This window comes from Amycolatopsis eburnea (assembly GCF_003937945.1).
Taxonomy (GTDB): Bacteria; Actinomycetota; Actinomycetes; order Mycobacteriales; family Pseudonocardiaceae; genus Amycolatopsis; species Amycolatopsis eburnea.
This window is the reverse complement of record NZ_RSEC01000059.1, coordinates 703813-712253: the sequence shown is the minus strand read 5'-3', so window position 1 is coordinate 712253 and position 8441 is coordinate 703813. Positions and strand designations below refer to the sequence as shown.

Genomic DNA, 8441 nt, shown 5'->3' with positions numbered 1-8441 from the left:
GGCGCAGGCTGAGGAGCCCGCCGGCACGGCGGGCACGGGGAGGGGTTCGAAGGTCAGCGGCGCCGCGCGAGGCGGCCACCGATTTCGACCGCGGCAGTGCGGAAGCGGCCGCACGGGGTGGCCCGGCCGGTCGCGGGGTCGCGGACGGTGAAGCTGCCGTCGTCGTGCAGGACCAGTCCGGGGTAGACCTCGCCGTCGACGACGAGCGCGGCACCCGCGCCGTCGCGGCGGACGGTGTAGTCGATGGCCCCGTTGCGGTAGGTGCCGAAGTGGCCGTCCGGGACCGGCACGGGCCGGGCACCGGGCTGGCCGAAGCGCTGTTCGGGCAGGTCGAGGCCCAGTTCGCGCAGTTCGGCGGCGACGTCGTGCCACATGTCGGTGCCGGCGGCGCCGTTCGCGGTGAACGCGACCACGCAGGCGCCGGCCTGGTCGACGCGCAGGTGGCAGGACGTGCCGTCGGCGGTGCCGTCGTGGCCGAGCCAGGTGTCCTCGCCGGAGCCGAAGTGCGCGATGCCGAGGCCCCAGCCGTCGGCGAGCCCGAACGGCTCGGCTTCCGGCACGGCCCGGTGCATGTCGGCGGCCGTCACGACGTCGAGCAGCCCCGGCTTGCCCAGGTGGATCCGGCCGAGCTCGACCAGGTCCCGCGCGCTGAACGCGAGCGCCCCGGCGGGTTCGAGCATGGGCGGCAGCACCTGTTCGACCGGCCGCGCCCCGGCCGGACCGGTGGCCCGCCCGTGCCCGGAGACGCCGTGCCCGGCGTAGACCGGCTCGATCTTCGACGGCCGCAGGACGATCGCCTCGACCGCCTCCCGCCAGGTCATCCCGGTCACCGCCTCGATCACGGCGCCGACCAGCGCGTACCCGAGGTTCGAGTAGGAGAACGCGGTGCCCGCCGGGCAGACGGGGACGGCCTCGCGCACCTCGCGCAGGCAGCCCGCGGCCGGGTCGGCGGGGTCGGACGGGAGCCCGCTGGTGTGACTGAGCAGCCGGCGCGGGGTGAGGCCGCGGTCCAGGCCGGCCACGCCCAGGACGTCGCCGACGGGTTGGTCGAGCTCCAGGTCGTCGTCGGCGACGAGGGCCATCACGACGGTCGCCGTGGCCACCTTGGTCACCGACCCCGACGGCACCGCGGACTCCCCGGTCATCGGCGTGCCGCGGTCCTGGTCCTCGACACCGGTCTGGACCACCATCCGCTCGCCGTCGCGCAGGACCGCGAGCTGCGCTCCCGGCACCCGGTGCCGGCGAGCCGCGCGGCCCAGCACCGCGTCCAGCCGTTCCACCGTGACCCGTTGCCGGTCCGAGGCGAGGTGACCGTCTCGTACGGATTGCATGACCCGACCCTCCGATATCGCACGAAAAACCCAGCACTGCGAATGCCCCACGACCGCAACCGCCCCGAACAATCCCCACCAGCACAGCTCACCGGGGCCGCTGGAATCAATACGCTGCCTGTTCGCCGCTGATCGTCAGTACCGCCAATCGTGGGATTCCAACACTGAACGAAGGCGGTTCGGGGCTACCCAACGTAGCAACGGCACCGGCACCATTCCACGAGCTGAACAGCGATTTACCCGACGGTTTCCAGCACCGGCGCACACGTCGAACAACGGCGGGTAGCGGCAAATCGCCGGACCACCTCGCCGACCGGTTCACACGGCCACTGCTCGACCGCTGGACCCTGTTACCCCGTGGCGCAACGGCTCAAACCGGCGATCTTCCACCACTTCCCGCCTTCCAGCCCGCACCCCCGCAATGGACCCGCGAACTGCGGAAACGCAATTCTTGATCTTTCCCCGGCGGATTACCGGCGAGTCAACCAGCACATCCGGACGCACGTGCACCGTCTCGTGCACCCAGGCACCGGTTTTATTTCAGATAATTCGCCGGTCATCCCAGCGTCCGGGAAACAGGACAAGAACCGCACCACCCGATTGGACCGTAACGAAATAGGCGGCGCAATTCGGAGGGTGATCGGCCGCTTCGCCCGCCGGAATCCTCCCCGAATGCGCCGCCGTCACCGGAGCGGGTGCGCCGAGCTTCGTGCCCTTGCGGTACCCGCCGAAGATCAACCCCAGAACCAGGATGACGAGCGCGATCACCAGGACCCACAACCACCACTTGCGCACGGCGTCTCCCCTCTCCGGCGGGCTCGACTCCGCGAACGTACCCACCGGGCCGGTTCGCCAAGCGCCGGCCGGGGTATTCCTCCCGGCATGGGTGCATGGGGCAAGCGGCTCATCGGAATCGGTGCGGCAGTGGTGGTCTTGGCGGTCGCGGCGCTCGTCGGATCGGCCGTTCACCTGTTACCCCAGTTGCGCAACCCGTTCGCCCAGCAGACCGAAGAGCATTCCGGGCCGGTGCTGCTGCAGTCGATCGTCGAGCTGTCGCGCTACGAGGCCGCCAGTGGTTCGTTCCAGGTGGTCGTGGACATCACGACCAGCTCGGTGCTGCCGAGCTTCCTCGTGGGCAGCGACACGATGTTCATCGGCGTCGGCACGGACAACGCGTACGTGGACTTCTCCGGGCTGAAGGGCGACGCCGTCCAGGTTTCCGACGACCGGCAGTCGGCCACGATCACCCTGGCGCACGCCCAGCTGGAGCCGGCGACGCTGGACGTGCACGAATCCCACGTCTACGCGCAGCAGCAGGGTCTGTTCACCCGCATCAACGACTTCCTCAACGGCAACCCGAACTCGCAGCAGGCCCTTTACGAGCTCGCCCAGAAGGAGATCCAGGCCGCGGCCGCGAAGAGCACGCTGGTGGCCGACGCCGAGCGGAACACGAAGGTGATGCTGACCGGCCTGCTGCAGTCGCTCGGCTTCAAGAACATCGCGGTGAACTACGCGGACAACCCGGCCGGCGGGTGAACCGGCCGGTCAGCGGTGCAGGCGCTGGGGCCAGTCCTCGGGCAGCCGCTCCGCCGGGCCGGGCGCCGCCTGGGTGAGCGGGCGGTGCTCCGGGGCGGCCAGCGCGGGACCGGACTCGTACATCGTCTCCGCTTCGTAGTCCCAGAACCACTCCTCGCCCGGCTCGAAGCTGCGGACGATCCGGTGGCCTGTCGCCGCGGCGTGGGCGCTGGCGTGCTGGCCGGGCGAGGAGTCGCAGCAGCCGATGTGGCCGCAGCCGGCGCAGCGCCGGAGGTGGAACCACCAGCCCGGCGGGTCCGCGGCGTCGCAGTCCGCGCAGCCAGGGCCGCTCGGCGGCACCGAGGGGTCGACTCCTTGCATGCGAACTCCTCCGCTCGGGACCACGGCCACCGCCGACTCTAATCCGAACCGCGGGCAGCGCCGAATCGGGGCTTTCTCGCTAGCGGCTGTGTGTGGGCGTGCCGGGTGGCCCGGCCGGCTGCGGCCGCCACAGCCGGCGCCGGTGGGCTCGGACCGAGGGCGGTCGCCCCCTAGCGAGCGTTCGTCACGCCCTGCCCGGAGTGGCCAACACGCCGTCCGGAACGGCCAACATGGCGCCTGGAGTGGCCAACATGGCACACGATGCGCGTCGGCCAATGCCCCTGTCGGCGTGCCCACCTGCGCGGCGACTTTGCCGAGGCCCTGACCCGAGACGTAGCCCGCCACGACGCCGCCCATGTGGATGACGGTCAATCGGGCGGTGCCGGCCGGGAAAAGTTCGGGATCGATTCAGAGATTTCTGCTAGCCTCGCCACTGTCTCGCGGCTCACCGTGGCGCCGCCCCGCTAGGCGAACTCACCGAGGAGCGCAATGACTGCCATCGTCCGGGTCAAGGGCCGCGAAGTTCTCGACAGCCGCGGCAACCCGACCGTCGAGGTCGACGTCGAGCTGGCGGACGGCTCACTCGGCCGGGCCGCGGTGCCCTCGGGCGCCTCCACCGGTACCCGGGAAGCGGTCGAGCTGCGGGACGGGGACAAGGCGCGGTTCCACGGCAAGGGCGTGCGCAAGGCCGTCGACGCCGTGAACACCGAGATCGCCGAGGCCGTCGTGGGCCTGGACGCCGAGGCGCAGGCGGAGGTCGACCGCGCGCTGATCGCGCTGGACGGCACCGCGAACAAGGCCCGGCTCGGCGCGAACGCGACGCTGGGCGTGTCGCTCGCCGTGGTCAAGGCGGCCGCGGCCGCCAGCTCGCTGCCGCTCTACCGGTACGCCGGCGGGGTGTTCGCCCACCTGCTGCCGATGCCGATGATGAACATCATCAACGGCGGCGCGCACGCGGACAACCCGATCGACTTCCAGGAGTTCATGATCGGCCCGGTCGGCGCGCCGACGTTCGCCGAGGCCGTGCGGATGGGCTCCGAGGTCTTCCACACGCTGCGCAAGTCGCTGCACGACGCCGGGCACAGCACCAACGTCGGCGACGAAGGCGGGTTCGCGCCCAACCTCAGCTCCGCCGACGAGGCCCTCGAGTTCGTGCTGCGCGCGATCGAGCAGTCCGGCTACACCCCCGGCGAAGACATCGCCCTGCTGCTCGACCCGGCCGCGTCGGAGTTCTACACCGGCGAGGTCTACGACTACACCGGCGAGGGCCGCAAGCGCAGCGTCGAGGAGCACGTCGCCTACCTCGCCGACCTGACCGCACGCTACCCCATCGTGTCCATCGAGGACGGTCTCGCGCAGGACGACTACGCCGGCTGGAAGCAGCTCACCGACACCATCGGCGACCGCGTCCAGCTCGTCGGCGACGACGTCTTCTGCACCAACGTGAACCTGCTGAAGGACGGCATCGAGCGCGGCATCGGGAACTCGATCCTGGTCAAGGTCAACCAGATCGGCACCCTCACCGAGACCCTGACCACGGTGGAGACCGCGCACAAGGCGGGCTACTCCGTGGTCATGTCCCACCGCTCCGGCGAGACCGAGGACACCACGATCGCCGATCTCGCCGTGGCCACCAACTGCGGCCAGATCAAGACCGGCTCGCTGTCCCGCGCCGACCGCACGGCCAAGTACAACCAGCTCATCCGCATCGAGGAGGAGCTGGGCGCCGAGGCGCGCTACGCCGGCGCGAGCACGATCAGCGGCCGCCGCTGAGCGGGTAGTGGATCAGCTCCACCCCGCCGGTGGCGTAGTTCGCGACGTCCGCGGACACGGCTTTGCCCACTTCGGACTCGCGCGCGGCGGCCATGGCCTCGGCCGACTCGAAGTCGGCGTGGAACACGGCGAAGTACTTCTGCTCCCCGGCGAGCGTGGTGACGTCGAAGGAGTACTGCCACCGGACGAGGCCGGGCATCTGCGCCACCAGCGGCAGGTGGGTGCTGGTGTAGTACTCGCGGAAGTGCGCTTCGTCGACGGGCGGCGGGTAAAGCACGGTCATGCGGTGCATCGGGTCCCTTTCGGCGGTGGTCCCCTCCACCCTGGCACATCGCGGCGCGACGCGCGTCCGGGTTACGCCAGGACCGAACGGCCCAGCCCGGTCAGCACGGCGTCGTCCTGCGGGGTGTGGACGCGGCTGCACAGCACGTCCCGGTAGTGGCGCTGCAGCGGGTTCCCGTGCGTCAGGCCCGGGTTGCCCGCCAGCGCGACGGCCTGCTCGACCGCCTCGATGAGCAGCCGGGTGGCGAGGACCTTGGCGACGCCGGCGTGCGCGGCGGCGCCGGGGTCGCCCTCGTCCACCCGGCGGGCCAGTCCGAAGAGGATCTCCTGCGCGCCGGTGATCCGCGCGGCGATCTCCCCCGCGCCGGCCTGGAACCGCGGCAACGTCGCCAGCGGCTTGCCCAGCCCGCTCGGCACGCGCTCGCGGAGGAACCCGGTGAGCCAGTCGAGCGCGTTGCGGGCGACACCGAGGTACAACGCGGGCAGTGCCAAGGGGAACGTCAGCACGGGCGGCCGTTGGCTGTCCGGTGTGGACAGTCCGGCGGTGGCCCCCTCCGCCACCGGGACGTCGGCGAACACGACGTCGTGGCTCGCGCTCGCCCGCAGGCCGAGGTGGTCCCAGGTCGGCTCGATCGTGATGCCCGGCGCGTCGGCGCGGACCAGGAACCCGCCGACGCGCGGCTCGGGCTCGTCGGTCCGGGCCCACACCACCAGCCAGCGCAGGCCGACCGAGCCGGTCGAGTAGATCTTGCGGCCGGACAGGCGCCAGCCGTCCGCGGTCCGGCGCGCGACGGTCGCGGGCAGGCCGCCGCGGGTCGGTGAGCCGAGCTCCGGTTCGACGCGCAGCGCGTTGATCAGCACCGGCCGCCCGGCCGATTCCGCGAGCACTTCCCGGTAGAGCTCCTCCGGCCACGACGGGTCGGCGCCCTGCCCGGCGTGGACGAACAGCGTCATCGCGGTGACCAGCGCGACCGACGGGTCGCCGCGGCCCAGCTCGGCCAGCAGCCGCGCGGTGTCGAGGACCCCGGCACCCGGACCGCCGTAGCGCGGGTGCACGGTCGTCGTCAGCAGGCCGGCCGCGTGCACCAGTTCGACGCCTTCGTGCGGGAACGTCGCGTCGCGGTCGTGCTCGCCGGCCCGCGCGGCCAGCCCGGCGACGATCGAGGGCAGCGCGGCCAGGTCGGGCTTCGGCACGGTGGTGACGCTCGTGGTCACGAGTTCCTCCGGGGGTCGGGAGCGACGCCGACGATAAGCCGCCCGGATCGCGCGGAGCCAGCGGCGTCCACCAAATGGACACCTGGAGCTGCCCAATTGACAGGGTGGCCGCGGATGCCGTTCCCTACCGATGCGTTTCTCTTGCGGCGAAAGGAAAGCAGATGCCCGTCGAGTTCGTCGGCATGATCGGCACCCAGGACGCGAGCGAGACCCGGCCCGCCAGAGGCCCGGTCGTCGACCCGGCCTACGTCCGCCGGTTCGCCCGGGCGCACGAGGACGGCGGGTTCGACCGCGTGCTCATCGGCTACGGCGCGGGCTGGCCGGAAGGCCAGCAGGTCGCCGCCTACGCGGCCGCGCACACCGAGCGCCTCGGCGTGCTCGTGGCGCACCGCCCCGGCTTCGTCGCCCCGACGCTGGCGGCGCGCGCGTTCGCCACCCTCGACCACTTCAGCGGCGGGCGCGTCGCGGTGCACACCATCACCGGCGGCAGCGACGTCGAGCAGGCCCGCGACGGCGACTACCTGCCCAAGGACGAGCGGTACGAGCGCACCGGCGAATACCTCGAGATCCTCAAGCGCGCCTGGACGTCCGGGTCCGCCTTTTCCCACCACGGCAAGCACTACCGGCTCGACGACTACACCCCGCAGGTGCGGCCGCTGCAGAACCCGCGCATCCCGCTGTACTTCGGCGGTTCCTCCGAGGCGGCCTACCGCGTCGGCGGCGAGCACGCCGACGTCTTCGCGCTGTGGGGCGAACCGCTGAAGGAAACGGCGGAGCAGATCGCGTCCGTCCGGGCGGCGGCGAAGGCGGTCGGCCGGCTCACTCCGCCGGGGATCAGCGTGTCGTTCCGGCCGATCCTCGCGCCCACCGAGGAACTGGCGTGGGAGCGGGCCGAGCGGATCCTCGACAAGATCACGGCGTCCGGCGCGGCGAAAGCGGCCCGCGAATGGCGCGACGGCGGTCCGCCGACCAACGTCGGCAGCGTGCGCCTGCTGGCCGCGGCCGCGAAAGCCGATCGCCACGACCGTGCACTGTGGACTCCGCTGGCCACCGCGACCGGCGCCGCCGGCAACTCCACCGCGCTGGTCGGCACGCCCGAAACCGTCGCGCGGGCGTTGCTGGACTACGTCGACATCGGCGTCACCACCCTGCTGATCCGCGGCTACGACCCGCTCGACGACGCGATCGACTACGGCAGGCACCTGCTGCCGCTGGTCCGCTCCGAACTGGCCCGCCGCGAGCGCCGCCCCGCGACGGCGGCCGCCGTATGACGCGCGCGCCCGCACGCTGGCTCCCGGCCGAAGGCGTGACCGTGCGCGGCTCGGTCGTGGTGCTGCCGGGCCGCGGCGAGCACCCCGGGCTCTACGCCCGGCTCGGCACCCGGCTCGCCGCCGACGGCTACCGGGTCGCCGCCGTGTCCTCGCCCGGCGACGTCGCGGCCGAACTGCGCGGCGGGCCGGTGCCGGTCGTCCTGCTCGGGAGCGACGCCGGCGCCGTCCAGGCCGTGACCCTCGCCGCGGAGCTGCCGGTGCACGCGGTCGTCGCGGCCGGTCTCCCGCTGTCGGCCGACGCCCCCGCGGACCACTCGTGGGCGGGTGAGCTCGACGCGCGGACGGCGTGCCCGGTGCACCGGGCCCTGCTCGAAGCCGACGAGCACCTCGAGCGCGGCGCCCTCGCCGCGGAGCCCGCCGATCTCCCGGCGGTGCTCCCCCGCGTCCCGGTGCTCGTGCTCCACGGCGAAGCGGACGTGATCGCGTCCCCGAAGGCCGCCCGCGCCTTCGCCGAGATGCTCCCGGCCGGCCGGTTCGTCCTGGTCGGCGGCGGTCGCCACGACGTGCTCAACGACGTGCACCACCGCAGCGTCGCCGCCGAGATCGTCCAGTTCGTGGAGTGGCTGCGGGCCGGGACGCGCGGACCGGTCCTGGTCCGGGGATGATGGCGGGC

Annotated in this window: 9 protein-coding genes; 4 read left to right on the top strand and 5 right to left on the bottom strand. The window is 72.4% G+C overall.

Translation table 11 applies throughout. The features are described 5' to 3' along the window. Positions 1-53: 53 nt before the first annotated feature. Together EIY87_RS35410 and EIY87_RS35405 are read right to left on the bottom strand one after the other, a co-directional pair. A complete protein-coding gene (locus tag EIY87_RS35410) occupies positions 54-1331 on the bottom strand; it encodes a serine hydrolase domain-containing protein (protein WP_125314244.1) in 1278 nt (425 codons plus the stop codon). Positions 1332-1871: 540 nt separating this feature from the next. Continuing rightward, entirely contained in the window at positions 1872-2126 is a 255-nt protein-coding gene (locus EIY87_RS35405; RefSeq protein ID WP_125314243.1) for a hypothetical protein, read from the bottom strand. A 186-nt stretch (positions 2127-2312) separates the two neighbouring features. Between EIY87_RS35405 and EIY87_RS35400 the strand changes: the two genes are divergently transcribed. Then, the gene (locus EIY87_RS35400) at positions 2313-2867 is read left to right on the top strand and encodes a DUF4230 domain-containing protein (RefSeq protein WP_125314242.1); all 555 of its coding nucleotides are present in this window, start codon (positions 2313-2315) and stop codon (positions 2865-2867) included. 9 nt (positions 2868-2876) lie between these two features. Here EIY87_RS35400 and EIY87_RS35395 read toward each other — a convergent pair whose 3' ends face one another. Beyond that, positions 2877-3227: a UBP-type zinc finger domain-containing protein gene (locus EIY87_RS35395; protein ID WP_125314241.1), complete on the bottom strand. Its 351-nt coding sequence runs from the start codon at positions 3225-3227 to the stop codon at positions 2877-2879. Positions 3228-3716: 489 nt separating this feature from the next. Between EIY87_RS35395 and eno the strand changes: the two genes are divergently transcribed. Continuing rightward, entirely contained in the window at positions 3717-5000 is a 1284-nt protein-coding gene (gene eno, locus EIY87_RS35390; RefSeq protein ID WP_125314240.1) for a phosphopyruvate hydratase, read from the top strand. Here the strand turns inward: eno and EIY87_RS35385 are convergent. Then, positions 4984-5283: an EthD family reductase gene (locus EIY87_RS35385; RefSeq protein WP_225440232.1), complete on the bottom strand. Its 300-nt coding sequence runs from the start codon at positions 5281-5283 to the stop codon at positions 4984-4986. The two genes, eno and EIY87_RS35385, sit on opposite strands and share 17 nt — an antisense overlap. A gap of 71 nt (positions 5284-5354) precedes the next feature. After that, entirely contained in the window at positions 5355-6497 is a 1143-nt protein-coding gene (locus EIY87_RS35380) for an acyl-CoA dehydrogenase family protein (protein WP_125314238.1), read from the bottom strand. Between the two features lie 161 nt (positions 6498-6658). Here EIY87_RS35380 and EIY87_RS35375 point away from each other — a divergent pair, with 161 nt between their 5' ends. Then, positions 6659-7768: an LLM class flavin-dependent oxidoreductase gene (locus EIY87_RS35375; RefSeq protein ID WP_125314237.1), complete on the top strand. Its 1110-nt coding sequence runs from the start codon at positions 6659-6661 to the stop codon at positions 7766-7768. Then, entirely contained in the window at positions 7765-8433 is a 669-nt protein-coding gene (locus EIY87_RS35370; RefSeq protein ID WP_125314236.1) for an alpha/beta hydrolase, read from the top strand. The genes EIY87_RS35375 and EIY87_RS35370 overlap by 4 nt, the downstream gene beginning before the upstream one ends. Positions 8434-8441 lie beyond the last annotated feature (8 nt).

Bases quoted from the DNA above. Each gene is read 5' to 3' on its own strand.
- EIY87_RS35410 (WP_125314244.1), bottom strand. From the start codon at position 1,331: ATGCAATCCGTACGAGACGGTCACCTCGCCTCGGACCGGCAACGGGTC.
- EIY87_RS35395 (WP_125314241.1), bottom strand. From the start codon at position 3,227: ATGCAAGGAGTCGACCCCTCGGTGCCGCCGAGCGGCCCTGGCTGCGCG.
- eno (WP_125314240.1), top strand. From the start codon at position 3,717: ATGACTGCCATCGTCCGGGTCAAGGGCCGCGAAGTTCTCGACAGCCGC.
- EIY87_RS35385 (WP_225440232.1), bottom strand. From the start codon at position 5,283: ATGACCGTGCTTTACCCGCCGCCCGTCGACGAAGCGCACTTCCGCGAG.
- EIY87_RS35375 (WP_125314237.1), top strand. From the start codon at position 6,659: ATGCCCGTCGAGTTCGTCGGCATGATCGGCACCCAGGACGCGAGCGAG.
- EIY87_RS35370 (WP_125314236.1), top strand. From the start codon at position 7,765: ATGACGCGCGCGCCCGCACGCTGGCTCCCGGCCGAAGGCGTGACCGTG.